The following is a 17,519-nucleotide window of genomic DNA, read 5'->3' as shown; positions in this document are numbered from 1 at the left end:
GGGTTGCCTAAAAATATTGCCTGCACGGACGGCCCCCTCTCCCTTGAGGGAGAGGGCTGGGGTGAGGGGGAACATACGGCTCAGGTCACGTTATGTTCCTTGCTACAAAATACTGTGGTTCCCTCAGCCCGCAGGGTCTCCTGCGGGGGCTTTACGTTACTGCTCTTCCTCTTCCTGCTGCTCGCTGATCTTCAGATCGATGATGCGGCCAATCTGATCGTGATACACCGTCAGCAGGTTGTACTGGCTCATCTCGGAGATGATCTGCGGTGAAACATTAAAGCTGCGGGCCAGCTCTTCCTGGTGAAAATAGCCTGGCTGACGCCGCCTCACATGGGCGCGGCGGCGGTTGTACTGATACCACAAAATCAGCAGCCAGCCGTTGAGCGCGGCGAACAGCAGGTAGAGCAACACCGTATTAAAGGACGCAATAATCACGCTCCAGCGGTGGTCGCTCTCATCGGTTAGCTGCATCCACAGCCGGGCATACAGGAAAAACAGAAATCCTCCCCATGCCACCAGCGTCAGCGCGGCATCGAAAAGACGCGGCAAGAGCCGATGCTCGGTCAAAATTAAGGTATTTTCGTTCATTAAATGCTCCCTTTTCCCCGGTCCGGACTGATCCAGCGCGCGCGGGCGCGCTGGCGTTTAAGCATGACTTTTGGAAATGCGACGAGGGTGGTGAACAGGCCAATCATCCAGTACACCATCGGGAACCAGATCACCCAGAAAAGCGAGCTGGCCACTTTTCGTTCGTACCGCCGCTCGATGTACAAGCTGACCAGGAACTGCAGCAGGCACATCACGCCCAGCAGCAGCCCGGTAAACTCCGGTGGAAAAAGGCTCTCCACGGTCAGCCTGGCGGGAACAGGCGCGACATGGCTGAGGAGGAACAGCAGCACCGTCATCGCATATGCGAAGGCCCACAGCGTTGACAGGGCGTACTCCAGAAACAGCGGCCACATGCGGTGATGCTCCCAGCGCACAATCCTGCGCAGGTTGACCAGAAACACCTCCGCGCCCCCCTGGGCCCAGCGCAGGCGCTGTTTCCACAGGCCCCTCAGCGTCTCCGGCATCAGGATCCAGCACAGCGCCCGCGGCTCAAAAAAGATATCCCAGTGGCGCAGCTGAAGCTTCCAGCTGATGTCGATGTCTTCGGTGATCATGTCCGGGCTCCAGTACCCGACGTCTGCCAGCGCCTGTCGGCGAAACGCGGCGATGACGCCGGAGACGGTAAAGACCCGGCCATAGATCCGCTGCGTCCGCTTGATGAGCCCAATAATGGAAGAGAACTCGCCCACCTGAATGCGGCCAATCAGCGTGGAGCGCGTGCGAATGCGCGGATTACCGGTAACCGCCCCGACGTGAGGGTACTGAATCAGCGGGGCCACCAGATAAGCCGCCGTATCGCGATCGAGCAGGGCGTCGCCGTCAATGCAGACCAGCAGGTCGCCCCGGGCCGCCGCTGCCCCGGCCTTGAGCGCCAGCGCTTTCCCCTGGTTTTCCGCGAGGTTAATCACCCGCAGGCGCGGCTGTTCCTGCGCCAGCTCCTGCAGCACCTGCGCGGTGTTGTCAGAAGATCCGTCGTTGATGGCAATAACTTCTATATTTTCATACCGCTGATCCAGCGCGGCGCTGATGGTCTCCCGGGCATTCCTTCCCTCGTTGAAACAGGGGATAAGAATGGAGATGAGCGGCTCACCCGCGAGCGTCGGGGCGGGCGTGTCTTTATCCCACGACCAGTGGCGTTCAAGCTGATACCAGAAATAGAGGCCGCCGGTTATCCAGAGCACCGACATAAACAGCGGCCAGAAGAACACAAAATCCAGAATCAGTTCGCCGGTAAAAAGAGCGGCCACGCCTAACGGCAACCCGAATACCAGACATAAAATAGAGAATGCGATAATGCGATCAGTCATTGTCAGGGTACCAGTACGAAGAAAATTCAGGCCTGATGCGCGAGATATCAGGTTGGTTGTTGAGAAAGTCGTCGGGGTAGTAACCGTAGTTTTTGACGCCGTTTAGCTGGAGCACGCGCATCCACTGCGCAAGCTGGCTATCGGCAACGGCGCGCTGCGGTTTCTGGTCCCAGTCCCTGGCCTGCAGCTCGAAAATCGTTTTATCGAGCGCGCCGGGGCGTGCGGCGACCGCTTTAACCAGACGCGTCAGCCAGGCATCGCTCTCGTCTGCCGGGACGGACTCCATCAGCGGCATGGCCATCGGTACCGTCCAGTCATACTCCGCCAGAAAATCATCAAGATTCTGCGCGAACCACGCTTCGCTTTCGGGCTGCAGAATGGGTAAGGCGAACATATTGCGGGCGGTTTTTATCTGCGGGCCACGGATATGCTTCACCGCCAGGCTCAGGGCGTGGGTAAACCCGATAAGCGTCTGGCTTTTCTGACGCGTGGTGTTCTGACCGGCATCGTCCACGTCCGTCAGCGCTGCATCGTCATGGAACAAAATCCCGTTGAAGCTGGCATAGCGGGCCAGATCTTCATAGATGTCCGTCACCTGCTGGCGCACCTGCGGGTCCCACGGGGAGAGCCGGATATAGGGCTCGGTGGCTTCGCGCAGCTTGCCGGTTTGACGATCCCGGCGCTGCACGCGCGGCAGGGAAGGATCGAGATCGAACGAGAGCACCGGCATCCACGCGAAGACTTTCACGCCCGCGCGGGTTTGCAGCTGCCAGGAGACAAAATTAAAAAGATCTGCCCGGACCGGCAGACGACGGTTGGGGAAATAGAGCGCCTTGATCCTGCCGTCGCCCTGCGGGTCGGCAAACGCCTGCAGGAAAACATGGCTGATCTTCATGTCATAGACCCGCTGGATCAGCCTGTTGATGTTTTGGGTCTGCTGGGCAGGATCGGGATCGTAAACGTAGTCGAGATCGACGTGCATGACGCGCACGGGATCGCGCTCCTGAACCTGGCTGACCGTGCTGGCAAACGCCTTGAGCGAGGGATTCCCGGCGATCAGCAGGCGGGGGATATTGCCCAGATCCTGCACGTTCCCCAGCCCGTCCTCAAGGGTGAAGGCCAGCCGGTAACCCTGCTGTCTGGCGATAGCGAGCGACGTACCGCTGGCGGCGCCGTAGGGCCAGACCCAGGCGCGCGGCGCTTTGCCCGTCACCTGCGTGATTTTTTCAGTCACTTTACGAACGTCATCGCCGATCCGCTGGCTGAACTGCTGGTCGGTTTCATAGCGGCCCGTGGCTTTGTCATAAAAGCGATTGGCGATGGCCGGCTCGCGGCTGCCCTGCGGGTTGGCCGGAATACCGTAATGCGAGGCCCAGGTGTGCGATCCGATCTCAATCAGCGGGGACCGGCTGAGCTCGCGCACCATGTCCCACGTCGCGAAGCGATCCCGGGGCGTCATCAGGCCGCCGAAGTTAACTTTTTGATTTGCCGGCGTATCCACCCAGCTGCCCACCGGCGCCCACAGCGCAGGAATGTTCCATGCCTGAAGCAGCGGCCAGACGCGGGTGTAAAAGCTGCTGTAGCCGTCGTCAAAACTGAGCAGAACGGCTTTTGGCGGCAGCGTTTTTTTCCCGTCATGCGCGTCAAGAATGTCCTGCACGCTGATGGCGTGGTAGCCGTTGTGCAGAAGCCAGCTTATCTGCTCGTTTAACGCGCTGGTGCGAACGGAGAGATAGCGCTGATCGGCGGCATCGTCTTCAACGTCGTGGTAGGCCAGGACCAGAAACTGGTTCTCCGGCCAGGGTTTACTCGCCTCCAGCTGCGGCCGATCTTTGGGCGCAATGAACGAGATCGCCTGCGCGCAGACGCTCGCGCTGAGGCAGAGCCAGCCGAGGAGTATCAGGCTCACGGAAAAACGTGTGTTCAGCATATTCATCCTTAAAAGCGTAAAGTCGCGTCAAACGTGACGGAGAGATTGCTCTCGCGTTTGCCGTCGTAAGGGCGTTTATCCCAGTTCAGCATCACGCCGGTATCAATGACGTTGTTCCACTGGACGCGCTGTCCGTAACCCAGCAGGGCGATGGCGCCAGCGGACTGATTTTTCTGCCAGTAGCTGCCGCCTCCCGCCACAAACTGCTGGCTCCAGAGGGTGTCGTAATGGCGGACCATCTCATGGTCAACGGCCAGGGCAGCCGTCACGGACAGATCCCGCGCCGGGTTGTAGTAGAGCGTGTCGCGCAGGCTGTTTTTGCTGGCGGCGATCCCCGGCTCGAGATCCAGCGTCAGGGACGGGGTCTGCCAGAGACGCTCCTTGCCCGTGAGGGTGTATTCCTGGCGACGGTTATGGTCGGAGAAGCGGCTGAGGGCGGCGCTGAACTGGTACTCACGCCGCTCGTTTTGATACCAGCGCACTCCGCCTTCACCCCGGTTGGCGCTAATTCCGTTGCGTAACGCCCGAAGGGGCGTGGTGCGCGACAGGCGTTCCAGGCTGCCGCTGACCTGCCAGCTATCGGTCACAAAGTATGTTGTTGCGAGGCGAGCGCCCGGCTTGTTTTCGCCGTGATAGCGGTTGCTGGAAAGCTCGGCTTCGAGCTGGAGGTCGCGTGGCCGCCATTCGACGCCGCCCAAAAGGTGACGGCTGGTGCCTTTGCCCTCATCGAAATTACTATGCGCGTAGCGGGTGCCTGCAAACAGCCGCCAGCTATCCGCTACGGGTGGGCCATAGAGCGTGGCGTCCCAGCTCAGGTCGTGTGTCCCGCTGACGGGGCTATCGGAGTGCAAACCCTTGCTCGCGTTGAGGCGCAGTTCGGACATGTGGTGGACCGTTCTGAGCCTGTCGAGACGCCTGGCGCTGCGGTCGGCGGGCGCGCGAGCCAGCACGTCGTCGGCCAGTAAATCCATCTGTCGCCACTCCTGCAGATCCATCGCGACGTAAGCCTGCTGTTGCTCTAGCTCTGTGTTGGACGGCTCCAGCGCCTCCGCTTTTTTCAGCTTTTGCTCGGCCGCGCGCGGCAGGCCCCGCGCCTGAAGCAGGGTGGCGTAGTCAATCTGTAATCCCTGATTGCCCGGCGCCGTTGTCGCCAGACGGTGCGCCAGCTTTTCGGCTTCCGGCAGGGCATTCGTCGCCAGCAAATAGTTAAAGCGGAGCGACTGTCCGGTAAGCCACCGATCGTTCGGCTGAGGGGTTGGGGAGCCGAAATCGTAGCGGGTCCACGGGACGTTGCGGGTCTGGCGCTCTACGTACTGGCGGGCGGACTGATACTGTCCCGTATCCAGCCAGGCGTAGAAAAGCGCGTGCTCTTCGTCCTGCGGGTCGGAAGCGTATTGCGGATAGCGTTGCAGAAGCGAGAAGGCGGCGGCAGCGTTTTGCTCCTGCAGATACGCGGAGATGACCCAGCCGATTGCCCAGCCCGGCACCGGATGCTGGGCTGCCGTAAGATCCTGATATTCGCTAATCACCCGTGGGTAATCAGCATGGGCGTACAGCGCCCCAAGCCTGTCGATACGAGCAAGGACGACGTCTTCCGCCGCCTGCGGCTCTTTTTGCCAGCGAGCAAGCAGAGCGTCGTAACGATTCAGCGCGGTTTGCGCAAGCTGCAGGCGCTCCTTTTCTGTTCTGCCAGGCACATCGGCAAGGCGAACCCGTTCTGCAGCGGCATTACGCTCAAGACGACGACGCTCCGCGGGGGACAGCGTTACGCTTTGTGAAAGCTGGAGCGCGGGGGTGTTCACCCGGCTATCCGTTAGCGCGTCGATTAGTTCGCTGAGGAGCGCTTTATTCTCAGGTGCGACATTCAGCGCGCGGGTGTCTGCCAGAAGCCGATCCCAGCTTTTTCCCTGGCGTAACCAGACATACGAGAGCGTCTGGAGATGCGCCTGAGAGGGATTTTCCGCTGCCAGCCGTCGGGCTTCCTGCAGGGCAAGCGTATCCATGCGGGCATCGGCCAGGGTTTTGATATAGCCGATACGATAATCATCGTTATCCGGCGCAAGGCTATGCGCCTCTTTCCAGAGCGCCAGGGCCGGCTGCCACGCTTTTTGATTTCGCCTGGACTGCGCGACGGCAGCAACGCCGCGGGCGGGCAGCGGCATATAAATGCCGTAACGCTGCCAGACCTGAATAACCTCGTTATCATGACCCGCCCAGGCTGCAACCTGTAACCAGTCCGCAACTTGTTCAGGCGTCAGGGCATGCTGCTGCTGATAACGCTGAAGATAATCGAGAAACGGCGTGTAATTACCGTTACGCGCCTGTTGAATCTGTTGCTCATAAACGGATTCAGTCGCCTGAGCCAGAACAGGAAAGAGGAATAACAGAAACAATAATGTTGGGGTGCGATAAAAGAATAACGTATTGAAGCGAAGTGAACTTTCCATATCTATTTGCCATTTGTTTATCATGAATCCATTGCATAACACGGCCGCCTTTAAACTCAGGGTTAAAGGCCATAAATGAGAACATTAAATCTGAATGCAGTGATGTTACGGGGTACTTACCTAAAGGTAATTATGGATCCTTATCTCAGTGTGCTGGGTGAAAGCTAATGTACACCTGATATGTTGCCGGATAAATATGTTGAAAAGCCGGTGTGTCGTTTTGAGATAATTCTGGATTGAGCGCTTTGTGACGTTTTTATTGAATTAGGTGTTTATTTTTAACTAATTGAAATTACTGTATTTTATTTTTATTGTGACAGCTTTGTATATATTTTTAATGGGGTTTACCTGCCTCAATTAAAGTACTTTCTGGTGCATGTTTGGGAAGTTTCATGACAAAAACTCTTAATGTTTAGAGAAGTGACTTTTCTGCGATTGTTTTTTATTTATAATTAATGGTAGCCATTGAATGATAGTCTACAGGAAGTCTTACTCATCAATGTCTGTATTGAGGGATGTCCAAAGCCAGAATACATTTATCGTTAATATAACAGCGCTATAAAACGAAGGCGGCCTTCTTTGCGAGGGATCGTGCTTGCTTTAATCTAAAAGGGATGGTTAGTGGCAACTTCAATTGTTTTAGTGACTCAGGATCGCTACCTTGTCAGAGGGATGCGGATATTTTTCCCGGATATTATCCTGCTCGACTCGATTGACAGAAACATATTTGATAACGGTGCAGATGAATATTCTGTATTGATTGATAGTCGTTCTCCGCTCCGTTTATATGATTACCTGATACGCCATCCGGCCAGAACGAAAAAAACAATCTGCTGCGTTATGCTCGATATGCGACACCGCGAGGAGAATCTGCTCAGTATGAAGCTGTTTATGAACACGTCGCTGACCGCGCCGGATATGGCGTCGTTATTTAACCTGGTGCTCAATATGAAGGGCAGGCGCCTGACCACGAAGTGGCTGCTTAACTTACGGCTTAGCACGCACGAAGCGATCATGCTGCGGTTGCTGCGGGCAGGGATGTCGATGGAAGCCATTGCCGATGAGCTGAATACGTCGGTGAAAAGCCTCTATCGCAAACGAACGGCGCTCTCGGAACGCCTGGGGGCGGAGAACTTCAACGAGGCGTGTTTGTTTATCTTTAAAAACAAACTGCTGGACGCAGGTGGGAACGATCCCTAAAGTTGTCAGGAATTCAAAAGCAAAAAACGCCACGAGGGCGGGTTCGTTAATAAGGTGCGTGGTAACGCGCTTATCTCGATACCAGCGGATGTAAGGTGGCAGAAAATGAGCGGGTGGCGGTTGGATTTTGGGGGAGAGGAAACGCGTATTATAATGAAAAACGAATAGTATCTTCTGCTCTTTAACCCCGTTTATGAACTGCCAGAGGCTAAGCCATGTGTTTTATCCTGAGCGGGTGATACCAGAATGAGACTCCTGGAAGTGATTGAAAAATTTAAAAGGACGTTAGAAATGAATAAATATCTGTCTGGTCTGTGTGTTGTTTCTTTTTTTTATTTTTCTTCAATAGGTTACGCGCACTCTACGGGGCAAAATAAAGTTCAGGTTAGTATCGAACCCAGCAACTTTAATAGTGGATATATCCCGGTAATTTATGGTGCAGATGAAATAGAGCCTTCTAATTTCAGGGGGGAGGATCTAAAGGAGATGCAGGATAGCCTGAGGAAGATGAAGTCCGACAACCGCAAAGTCGATGAGCTAACTCAGAAGGTTTTACAGCTTGAGAGAAAGAATTCTGAGCAGGAGAGTAAGATCGAGCGATTGCAAAGAAGCCTTGATGACATGAAGCGGAGCAACGACAACCTTTCAAATCAGGTCAGCAATTTATCCGGCAAAATTAAGTGATAAAAAAGAGCCACCGCCTGTATTAACTTACCGGACTATTATCGTAAGCGTGCCTGCATTAAAGCCACGCTTATCAGCGCCCAGAAATCGGCCGTAGCCATATAGCAAAAACCCGCCTTTTGGGCGGGTTCTTTAAATAGTGGTGCCCGGACTCGGAATCGAACCAAGGACACGGGGATTTTCAATCCCCTGCTCTACCGACTGAGCTATCCGGGCAACGGGGCGCATTAAACCCGATCTGCCCGGTGGCGTCAACGAAAAATGTTGTTTTCGTTACAGACTGCGCAATCTCTCACCATTTCGCCGCATCCTTAAGCGAAAAAGTGCGTCCAGAGCGCGGAGAGCGGCATGGCGAGCAGCAGTGCGGGCAGCATATTTACCACGGCAAACATCTTGATCCCACAGATGCGCAGCCCGGTAGCCAGCAGCAGCAGGCCGCCGACGGCGGTAAAGTCTGCCATCATTGCCGGCGTGGTTAGCGGGAGAATTAGCGTGGCACAGGTAGCCAGTGCCAGCTGGATAAGCAGCATCGGGACGCAAATCGCCGCCACGGCAATGCCGAGCGTGGTGGCAAAAATAGTGGCGGTGAAGAAATCAAGAAACGCTTTTGCAATCAAAATGCTCGGGTCGCCCGTCATCCCTTCCTGCATCGAACCGAAAATCCCGGTGCCGCTGGCGCAAAACAGAATAATGATGGCGACATAGTTCTGAATAAACGTCTCGTGCGTGCCGTGTTTCGCCTTGCCCGGTCGGGCAATCAGGTTTTTGGCTTTACTCACCGCGCTGTTAATGCCTTTTTCCAGATAGCAAAATTCGCCAATCAGCGCGCCGAGCAGGGTGGCCAACACCATCACCGGCAGGTTGGCGCATTTGATCACCAGAAGAATACCAATCCCTAACGATGCCAGGCCGAATATTGAGGGCATGGAGGTGCGAATACGCTCCGGCAACCGCTGGCTCAGCACGGCGCCGAGTACGCCGCCCAGCAATACGGCGCCTGCGTTAATAAATGGCCCGATAACCAAAGTTAACTCCTGTTATTTAATCATTGATATTGCATTATTATGGCACGGCAGGGCTGCGCGGGCCTTAGCTTTGGTTGATTTGGTGCATACTGATTCCTTCTTGCACCTCAAAATAAAAGGTGACATTATTGCGCGAATTTTCTCCTCCCTGTCTCACCGCCCGGTGAGGGTAACTGCGCCTATGAAAACCATGAAAATTGCCGTCAGCCGCGAGCTGCTTTCAACTGTGTCTACGCACCGCGAAAAGGTGACGCTGGACAGCACTGATTTTACCGATGTGGCGGCCGTCGTCATCACAACAGCTGAAAGTCGCAGCGGCATTCTTGCACTGCTGAAACGCACGGGCTTTCAGCTACCGGTGTTTATTTTCTCGCAGGAGCCTACGGACGTACCCGATGGCGCCACCGCGGTTATATCGGGTAAAGCTCAGGAGTTTCTGGAACTGGAGACCGCTGCCAGCCGTTACGAAGAGAATCTGCTGCCGCCTTTTTTCGACACCCTGAGCCAGTATGTGGAGATGGGCAACAGCACTTTCGCCTGTCCGGGCCACCAGCACGGGGCCTTTTTCAAAAAACACCCGGCAGGGCGACAGTTCTATGATTTCTTCGGTGAGAACGTGTTTCGCGCCGACATGTGCAACGCCGACGTGAAGCTGGGCGATCTGCTGATCCACGAAGGGTCCGCCAAGCACGCGCAAAAGTTCGCGGCAAAAGTGTTCAATGCGGACAAAACCTACTTCGTGCTGAACGGCACGTCAGCGGCAAACAAGGTGGTGACCAACGCGCTGCTGACCCGCGGCGATCTGGTGCTGTTCGACCGCAATAACCATAAGTCCAACCACCACGGGGCGCTGATCCAGGCGGGCGCCACGCCGGTTTATCTTGAGGCGGCGCGTAACCCGTTTGGCTTTATTGGCGGGATTGACGACCACTGCTTTGACGATGCCTATCTGCGGGATCTTATCCGCGAGGCGGCGCCGGAAAAGGCCGACGAGGCGCGTCCGTTCCGCCTGGCGATCATTCAGCTTGGCACCTACGACGGGACGATCTACAACGCCCGCCAGGTGATCGACAAGATCGGTCATCTGTGCGACTACATCCTCTTTGACTCCGCCTGGGTGGGCTACGAGCAGTTTATTCCAATGATGGCGGAAACGTCCCCGCTCTTGCTGGAATTGAACGAGAACGATCCGGGGATTTTCGTGACCCAGTCGGTGCACAAACAGCAGGCCGGGTTCTCGCAAACGTCGCAGATCCATAAAAAGGATAACCACATTCGCGGTCAGGCGCGTTTCTGCCCGCACAAGCGGCTGAACAACGCGTTTATGCTGCACGCCTCCACCAGCCCGTTTTATCCGCTGTTTGCCGCGCTGGATGTGAATGCCAAGATCCACGAAGGGGAAAGCGGACGCAGGCTGTGGGCGGAGTGCGTCGAGCTGGGGATTGAAGCGCGCAAGGCAATCATTGCCAACTGTCATATGATCAAACCGTTTATCCCACCGGTGGTAGCGGGGCGGCCGTGGCAGGATCATCCGACGCACGCCATTGCCAGCGAGCTGCGCTTCTTCAGCTTCGAGCCGGGGGCCAAATGGCACGGCTTTGAGGGCTATGCAAGCGAGCAGTACTTTGTCGACCCGTGCAAGCTCCTGCTGACCACGCCGGGCATCAATGCCGAAACCGGCGAGTACACGGATTTCGGGATCCCGGCGACGATTCTGGCGCACTATCTGCGTGAAAACGGCATTGTGCCGGAGAAATGCGACCTTAACTCGATCCTGTTCCTGCTGACCCCTGCCGAAAGCAGCGAGAAGCTGGCGCAGCTGGTGGCGATGCTGGGACAGTTTGAACAGCATATTGAAGACGACACGCCGCTGGCGGACGTGCTGCCGACGATCTTCCAGAAATACCCGGTGCGCTACCGGGATTACACCCTCCGCCAGCTGTGCCAGGAGATGCACGATCTCTACGTCAGCTTCGACGTGAAGGATTTGCAGAAGGCGATGTTCCGCAAGGAGAGCCTGCCTGAGGTGGTGATGAACCCGCAGGATGCCAATCAGGCGTATATTCGCGGGAATGTGGAGCTGGTTCGCATACGGGATGCCGCAGGGCGCATTGCTGCTGAAGGGGCGCTGCCCTATCCGCCTGGCGTGCTGTGCGTGGTGCCGGGTGAAGTCTGGGGCGGGGCGGTACAGCGTTACTTCCTCGCGCTGGAGGAGGGCGTCAACCTGCTGCCGGGCTTCTCGCCGGAGCTGCAGGGAGTTTACAGCGAGAAGGATGCCGACGGGATTAAGCGGCTGTATGGGTATGTTTTAAGATAGTGCGGGCTGTTTCCCTCACCCTAACCCTCTCCCACAGGGAGAGGGAACGTTTCATCAAACCGCACTACGCTTGTACATCCTCCTCGGATGCCCAATCTTGCCATACAGCATCTCCACCGTCAGAAAACCCGCCTCCACGCAGTGCTCCAGATAGCGCCGGGTGGTCGTTTTGCTTAATCCCGTCTCGCTCACCACCTCATCCACGGTAAAGCAGTGCGTTGCCTTATCGTTAAACAGCGTCTGCACCCGCGCCAGCGTATTTTCCTCAATGCCTTTACTGCCGTTGTCCTGGCGGTAGTTTTTCGCCTGAAGCTGATACAGCGAATCCACGTTCTGCTGGTCGACAATCTTCCAGACGCGCTGCTGTTCGGCAAACTGCACGAACCGCTCCAGCGACTGGCTGAGCCGCTTCCAGGAGACGGGTTTGAGGATGTAGTCGAACGCACCGTTGCGAATCGCCTGGCTGCAGGTGTCCATATCGCTGGCGGCAGTAATAAAAATCACCGAGCAGTTGGCGCGGGCCAGCATGGGGTTATTGATAAGCGAGATGCCTTTACCGTCCGGCAGGTAGTTATCCAGCAGCATCAGCTGCGGCTGTTTGCTTTCAAGCTCTGCCTGGGCCGCAGCCAGCGACGAGGCAATGCCTACCAGCCTCAGACGCGGATGTTTGCCTATCAGCTCCGCGTGCAGTTGCGCCAGTTCGTTCTCGTCTTCAACAATCAGTACGTCGATAAGTTCATGTTGCATAGTCGGTGTCTTCCAGTTGCCGGGCGGTTCCCGTGGCCGGGATAAACAAGGAGAAAATGGCGCCGCGCGGGGTATTATCGGCAACTTCTATCGCGCCGCCAGCCTGTGTGACGTAGCTTTCGATCAGATACAGGCCAATCCCATGATCGCCGCGCGTTTTGGTGGTGATGCCGCGTTCAAAGATTCGCTCACGGATCTCGGGCTTGATGCCAACGCCCTGGTCGGCCACTTCAATAATCAGCTCCTGTTCGCTGAGTTTTATCAGCACTTCTACCGGCGCGTGGGGAAGCGGCGACCTCTGTGTTGCTTCGATGGCGTTATCCAGCAGGTTGCCAATAATCGAAATCAGCTCTTGTTCCCCAAGGGGCAGGAACGGTCTGTCCAGCCGACAGCCCGGGTCGAAACACAGCTCGACGCCTTTCTCCCGCGCGCGGGCGGCTTTCCCCAGCAGCAGGCCGCACAGGGTCGGTGAACTGAAGCGCGAAGAGATAAAGTCCAGAAGCTCCTGGGCATGTTCCGACTGCGCCTGAATGTAGCCAATGGCTTCCTCATAGCGGCCCATGTGCAGCAGGCCGGAGAGGGTGGTCATCCTGTTTAACTGCTCGTGGCGCATAATGCGGAGGTTATCGACATAGCGTTTAACCTGGCTGAGCTGGGCGCTTAGCGAGTCGATCTCGTTGCGATCGCGGAAGGTGATCACCCAGCCCTGCAGCGACCCCTCAAGCATGATGTGCACCCGGCTGGCAATCACCGTGAGATCGTTAAAACGACAAATCTCGTCATGGGTATCTTTCGCCAGCATCGTCTGCGTGTCGAAGAACGGGACCGGATCGATCACCTGGCTTATTAGCTGTCCGCGCAGCTCGCGGGCCGGCTGGCTCAGACCCAGCAGCTTGCGCGCCGCTTGGTTGATGACTTCAATCCGCCGCCGATCGTCAATGGCAATCACCCCTTCATAAATAGACTCCATCATCGCCTTCTGCTGGCGCACCAGCAGGCCGATCTCGCGCGGCTCAAGGGAGAAGATCTGCTTCTTGATGCTGCGGGTAAAGAACCAGGAGAAGATAAAGAGAGCGATCAGCAGCAGCACGGCGGCAATCAGGATATTGACCACCTTACTGACGGTAATGGTATCAAGGTAGCTGGTGAGATAGCCTACCGAAACAATGCCGACCACCTGTCCGGCGGCGTTGAAGATGGGGGCTTTACTGCGCAGCGAAATGCCCAGCCCGCCTTTGCGGATGGTGGTGGTGCTTTTACCCTGCAATACGGCTTCATTGTCTCCGCCAACCAGGGTTGTGCCCACTCTATCGGCAAAGACGGAGTGAAAAAGATGCTGCCCTTTATTATCACCAATCACAATAAAGCTGGCGTCGCTGTGCGCAGAAATCTTCTGCATAAAATCATGGATGGCGTTGATATTCTTTTGTTCAACTTCATTACGCAATGTCGGAATAAGCGCAATCTCTTCAGCCTGTATTTTGGCACGCGTACTCATTTCCTGATAAAGCTGTTTCCCGACGTCGGCATAATAATATCCGCCCAGCAGCGCGAAAAGCACTGAGAAAAAGGCAACCAGCGAAATAAACAGCTTAATCTGGAAAGAGACTTTCATAACTATCACGCGAGGTAGCAGCAAAGATCGCCAATATATCATCTTTTTTCGCGCTGACGCCCGCTTTGCCGAAAACTTGTGATCCCTTGCACAGCGGGCGCTGTAAAAGAGTTATCCTGAAGGCTAACGTGCTTCTGGCTGCACGAACAAATGTTATTTGTTTGTTCAATTCGGAAAAGAAACCATAAAAACCACGGCAATAAATAAGGTATAAATCACATTAAATAAAAGAAACCATTAAAACCATAGCTGCCATTAAAACTTCGCTTTTAATATGCCATCCCTCACATAAAGTAAGCCTTTGTGACTCTAAGCTGAACGCACAAAATAACCAAGGGGCTTATTATGAGCACAACTGACGATTCTTTCTCTGTTACCCACGACCCGATTGAAATTCAGCGGCCTTCGCTCAAAGAGCGCTGGTGGCATATTATGGATACCTGGAAAGTTGGGATTATACCTCTGCCGCTGTTCGTTCTGGCGGGCGCGCTGATTGCCATTGATTGCCTGGGCGGAAAACTGCCGAGCGATATCGTGGTCATGGTGGCAACGCTGGCCTTCTTCGGCTTTGCCTGCGGCGAGTTTGGCAAACGCCTGCCGATTGTCGGCAAGCTCGGCGCGGCGGCGATTTGCGCCACCTTTATCCCTTCCGCGCTGGTCTATTATGGCCTGCTGCCGGACGTGGTGGTCGAGTCCACCACCAAATTCTACAAATCCACCAACATTCTCTATCTCTACATCTGCTGCATTATCGTCGGCAGCATCATGAGCATGAACCGCACGGTGCTGATTCAGGGCTTCCTGCGCATCTTCTTCCCGATGCTGTGCGGCGAAATCGTCGGCATGCTGGTGGGGATGGGCGTCGGCCTGGCGCTGGGTCTTGAGCCGTTCCAGATCTTCTTCTTTATCATTCTGCCGATTATGGCGGGCGGCGTCGGGGAAGGGGCGATCCCGCTTTCCATCGGCTATGCCACCCTGCTGCACATGGACCAGGGCGTTGCGCTCGGTCGCGTGCTGCCGATGGTCATGCTCGGCGGTCTGACGGCAATCATCATCTCCGGCTGCCTGAACCAGCTCGGTAAACGCTTCCCGCACCTGACCGGTGAAGGCCAGCTGATGCCTAACCGCGCGAATGCCGATGCCACGGTCTCTCAGCCTGCTTTTTCCGGCAAAGCGGACGTCACCACTATCGCCTCCGGCGCGCTGCTGGCGGTGCTGCTCTACATGCTGGGCATGCTCGGCCACAAGCTGATTGGCCTGCCCGCACCGGTCGGCATGCTGTTTATGGCGGTGCTGGTGAAGCTCTGCAACGGCGCCTCTCCGCGCCTGCTCGAAGGCTCTCAGGTGGTGTACAAATTCTTCCAGACCTCCGTGACCTACCCAATCCTCTTCGCCGTCGGCGTGGCTATCACCCCGTGGCATGAACTGGTGGCGGCGTTCACCGTCAGCAACCTGCTGGTAATTGTCAGCACCGTTTCTGCACTGGTCGCCACCGGCTTCTTCGTCGGCAAAAAGATTGGTATGCATCCGATTGATGTCGCCATCGTCTCCTGCTGCCAGAGCGGCCAGGGCGGTACCGGCGACGTGGCGATCCTGACCGCAGGCAACCGCATGAGCCTGATGCCGTTCGCCCAGATTGCTACCCGTATCGGCGGGGCGATTAACGTCTCTGTCTCACTGCTGATTCTGGGCAACTTCCTCGTTTAAGTTTTCAGGAAAGAACAATGAAACTCGCAAGCTTTTTATACCAGGGAAAACGCAGCTACGGCATCGTCCAGGCCGACGGCGTGATTGATTTAGGCCGCCGTCTCGGCGACCGCTACAGCGACCTCAAGGCGCTGCTGCAGGGCAACGGGCTGGCGCAGGCCACCCGCTACCTGAACGACGCCGTGGACGTGCCGCTGAGCGCCATCACCTTCTTACCGGTGATTGAGCAGCCGGAAAAGATCCTCTGCGTGGGCATGAACTATGCCGACAAGCGCAAGGAGTTTGACCAGCATAATCCGGCCCCGACGCTGTTTGTCCGCTTCCCGGATTCACAGACCGGCCACAACGAGCCGGTGCTGAAGCCGCGCCACTCCAGCGAATTCGACTATGAAGGCGAGCTGGCGGTGATCATCGGCAAAGGCGGGGAGAACATCAGCCGCGACGACGCCCTGCGCCACGTGGCGGGCTACAGCTGCTACATGGACGGCTCCGCCCGCGACTGGCAGCACACCTGGTTTACCGCCGGTAAAAACTGGCGCAAAACCGGCGCGTTTGGGCCGTGGATGGCGACGGCTGATGAGATCCCGGATCCGCACCAGCTTGCGATCCGCACCTGGCTGAACGGCCGCATGGTGCAGGAAGACAACACCAGCAGCATGATCCACAAGGTTGCGGAGCTGATCGAGTACATCAGCACCTTTACCCGCTTAAGCCCGGGCGACGTGATCATCACCGGATCTCCGGGCGGGGTGGGTAAAAAACGCAATCCGCCGCTGTTTATGAAGGAAGGGGATCGCATTGAGGTGGAGATCGAACATATCGGTCATCTGAGCAACGTGATCGTGGAAGCGCCAGCCGTCGGGCTTGCGGCAGCACACTGAGTAAGGCGGCATGAACAGTCAACCCATCGATTTTCGCCACACGCTGGTGGCGAAACACCCGGAACGCTTAAGCCAGATCCGCTACCTGCTGGCAGACAGCGGCCTTGGCCTGGACAACGACATCACGCTGTTTGTCGAAGCCTGGTCCGGTTCGCAGCTGGTGGGTTGCGCAGGGCTTGCCGCCAACGTCATCAAATGCGTGGCGGTCAACGAGCAGCTTCGCGGCGAGAACCTCAGCGCGCGGCTGCTGGCAGAGGTGGAAAATGCGGCGCTGGAGCGCGGCCATTTTCACCTCTTTCTCTGCACCCGTCCGTGCAATCGGGAGCGCTTTGCCCGCAGCGGCTTCTGGCCGATTGCCCAGAGCGGAAACAACGCCGTGCTGATGGAAAACACCCCGCAGGGGATCGAACGCTACTGCCGTTCCCTGCGCGCGAAGCGCAAGTGCGGGGAGAACGTTGGGGCGATAGTGATGAACGCCAATCCGTTCACCCTCGGCCACCGCCATCTGGTGGAGCAGGCGGCGCAGCGGTGCGACGCCCTGCACCTGTTCGTGGTGCGTGAAGACGCCTCGTTCTTCCCGTTCAGCGCGCGCCTCGAGATGGTGCGCGCGGGCGTGGCGCATCTGCCGAACGTGGTGGTGCATGAAGGCTCGCAGTACATCATCTCCCGCGCCACCTTCCCGGCCTACTTCCTGAAGGAGACCGGCAAAGTGCAGCAGGCGTGGAGCGAGATCGACGTGCTGATCTTCCGGGACTTCATTGCCCCGGCGCTCGGCATCACGCACCGCTTCATCGGATCGGAGCCGTTTTGCGATATCACCCGCCAGTACAACCAGACGCTGCACGACCTGCTGGCCTCGCATATCGAGGTGGTGGAAATGCCGCGCATCAAGGCCACCGGCAACGCCATATCAGCGTCCGAAGTGCGCCGCTTACTGAAGACACAGCAGTTTTCCCGGATCCGGGAGATTGTCCCGGACTCCACCTTCGCGCATCTCGAAACGCATTACCGTGCGAGTGCGGAAGTCGCTTAACTACCAGGAATTTA

The 17,519-nt window shown here is 56.6% G+C and carries 13 protein-coding genes and 1 tRNA gene; 6 read left to right on the top strand and 8 right to left on the bottom strand.

Annotated elements, in window-relative coordinates:
- Window positions 1-156 precede the first annotated feature (156 nt).
- From pgaD to pgaA, 4 genes are read right to left on the bottom strand one after another with little or no spacing between them, the layout of a single operon-like run.
- On the bottom strand, window positions 157-591 hold the full coding sequence (gene pgaD, locus SPG90_RS13980; protein ID WP_023309156.1) for a poly-beta-1,6-N-acetyl-D-glucosamine biosynthesis protein PgaD: 435 nt from the start codon (window positions 589-591) through the stop codon (window positions 157-159).
- The gene (gene pgaC, locus SPG90_RS13975) at window positions 591-1,919 is read right to left on the bottom strand and encodes a poly-beta-1,6-N-acetyl-D-glucosamine synthase (protein WP_023309155.1); all 1,329 of its coding nucleotides are present in this window, start codon (window positions 1,917-1,919) and stop codon (window positions 591-593) included. The genes pgaD and pgaC overlap by 1 nt, the downstream gene beginning before the upstream one ends.
- Window positions 1,912-3,849, bottom strand: a complete 1,938-nt coding sequence (gene pgaB / locus SPG90_RS13970) for a poly-beta-1,6-N-acetyl-D-glucosamine N-deacetylase PgaB (protein ID WP_322408198.1) — start codon at window positions 3,847-3,849, stop codon at window positions 1,912-1,914. Before pgaB ends, pgaC begins: the two co-directional genes overlap by 8 nt.
- An 8-nt stretch (window positions 3,850-3,857) precedes the next feature.
- Window positions 3,858-6,296, bottom strand: a complete 2,439-nt coding sequence (gene pgaA, locus SPG90_RS13965) for a poly-beta-1,6 N-acetyl-D-glucosamine export porin PgaA (RefSeq protein ID WP_126303083.1) — start codon at window positions 6,294-6,296, stop codon at window positions 3,858-3,860.
- A gap of 672 nt (window positions 6,297-6,968) precedes the next feature.
- Between pgaA and SPG90_RS13960 the strand changes: the two genes are divergently transcribed.
- Both SPG90_RS13960 and SPG90_RS13955 read left to right on the top strand, forming a co-directional pair.
- Window positions 6,969-7,496 (top strand): helix-turn-helix domain-containing protein, encoded by a 528-nt coding sequence (locus tag SPG90_RS13960; protein WP_063930490.1) that lies wholly within the window; start codon window positions 6,969-6,971, stop codon window positions 7,494-7,496.
- Window positions 7,497-7,787: 291 nt separating this feature from the next.
- Window positions 7,788-8,180 carry a hypothetical protein gene (locus tag SPG90_RS13955; protein ID WP_115876385.1) on the top strand — a complete coding sequence of 131 codons (393 nt, stop codon included), beginning with the start codon at window positions 7,788-7,790 and terminating at the stop codon, window positions 8,178-8,180.
- 140 nt (window positions 8,181-8,320) lie between these two features.
- On the opposite strand, the gene SPG90_RS13950 is transcribed toward SPG90_RS13955, so the two are convergent.
- Together SPG90_RS13950 and SPG90_RS13945 are read right to left on the bottom strand one after the other, a co-directional pair.
- Window positions 8,321-8,396, bottom strand: a tRNA-Phe gene (locus SPG90_RS13950).
- A gap of 95 nt (window positions 8,397-8,491) precedes the next feature.
- Complete coding sequence (locus tag SPG90_RS13945; RefSeq protein WP_047173584.1) at window positions 8,492-9,205, bottom strand: DUF554 domain-containing protein; 714 nt, start codon at window positions 9,203-9,205, stop codon at window positions 8,492-8,494.
- Between the two features lie 181 nt (window positions 9,206-9,386).
- On the opposite strand from SPG90_RS13945, the gene SPG90_RS13940 reads away from it, so the two are divergent.
- A complete protein-coding gene (locus SPG90_RS13940) occupies window positions 9,387-11,522 on the top strand; it encodes an ornithine decarboxylase (protein WP_322408197.1) in 2,136 nt (711 codons plus the stop codon).
- 54 nt (window positions 11,523-11,576) lie between these two features.
- Here the strand turns inward: SPG90_RS13940 and SPG90_RS13935 are convergent, their stop codons facing one another.
- A complete protein-coding gene (locus tag SPG90_RS13935) occupies window positions 11,577-12,269 on the bottom strand; it encodes a response regulator (protein ID WP_322408196.1) in 693 nt (230 codons plus the stop codon).
- On the bottom strand, window positions 12,259-13,884 hold the full coding sequence (locus SPG90_RS13930) for an ATP-binding protein (protein WP_248162712.1): 1,626 nt from the start codon (window positions 13,882-13,884) through the stop codon (window positions 12,259-12,261). The genes SPG90_RS13935 and SPG90_RS13930 overlap by 11 nt, the downstream gene beginning before the upstream one ends.
- Before the next feature lie 345 nt (window positions 13,885-14,229).
- Here SPG90_RS13930 and SPG90_RS13925 point away from each other — a divergent pair, with 345 nt between their 5' ends.
- From SPG90_RS13925 to citC, 3 genes are read left to right on the top strand one after another with little or no spacing between them, the layout of a single operon-like run.
- Entirely contained in the window at window positions 14,230-15,591 is a 1,362-nt protein-coding gene (locus SPG90_RS13925; RefSeq protein ID WP_029740738.1) for a 2-hydroxycarboxylate transporter family protein, read from the top strand.
- Window positions 15,592-15,608: 17 nt separating this feature from the next.
- Entirely contained in the window at window positions 15,609-16,472 is an 864-nt protein-coding gene (locus SPG90_RS13920; protein ID WP_032660021.1) for a fumarylacetoacetate hydrolase family protein, read from the top strand.
- Between the two features lie 10 nt (window positions 16,473-16,482).
- On the top strand, window positions 16,483-17,505 hold the full coding sequence (gene citC / locus SPG90_RS13915; protein ID WP_023309144.1) for a [citrate (pro-3S)-lyase] ligase: 1,023 nt from the start codon (window positions 16,483-16,485) through the stop codon (window positions 17,503-17,505).
- Window positions 17,506-17,519 lie beyond the last annotated feature (14 nt).

The sequence above is a fragment of the Enterobacter sp. D2 genome, assembly GCF_034427575.1.
GTDB lineage: Bacteria > Pseudomonadota > Gammaproteobacteria > Enterobacterales > Enterobacteriaceae > Enterobacter > Enterobacter cloacae_M.
This window is presented reverse-complemented; position numbering and strand designations above follow the sequence as displayed.